Source organism: Curtobacterium sp. MCBA15_016 (genome assembly GCF_001865105.1).
GTDB lineage: Bacteria > Actinomycetota > Actinomycetes > Actinomycetales > Microbacteriaceae > Curtobacterium.
In genome coordinates, this window is sequence record NZ_MJGR01000060.1 from 1,535 (window position 1) to 1,877 (window position 343).

At 75.8% G+C, this 343-nt stretch carries 2 pseudogenes; both read right to left on the bottom strand.

The features are described 5' to 3' along the window. Window positions 1–138 (bottom strand): annotated as a pseudogene (locus BIV03_RS20175) (response regulator transcription factor); the annotation flags it as partial. Next, window positions 135–343 (bottom strand): annotated as a pseudogene (locus BIV03_RS19945) (sensor histidine kinase); the annotation flags it as partial. The pseudogenes BIV03_RS19945 and BIV03_RS20175, both read right to left, overlap by 4 nt.

Below are 343 nucleotides of genomic sequence, written 5' to 3' on the forward strand. Positions count from 1 at the left end.
GTCACCGTCACCCGCCTCGCCGACGACGGTCATGCCGGGTTCGGCGTCGACGAGTGCGCGGAGCCCGGCGCGGACGAGCACCTGGTCGTCGACGAGGAGCACGCGGATCGGGTCCGGGGCGATGCTGGCCGTGGTCATCGGGCGTCCTCGGGGTCGGTGCCGACCACCGGGAGGCGCGCTGCCACCCGCCAGCCGCCGTCGGTCGTCGGTCCGGCGGACAGGGTGCCGTCGACGGCGTTCGCACGTTCGCGCATCCCGATGATCCCGTTGCCGGTCGGGGCGAGCGGCTCGGTGGAGCCGACGTCGGCCACCCGCGGCTGGGACGGGCGGTCGGCGACGACCA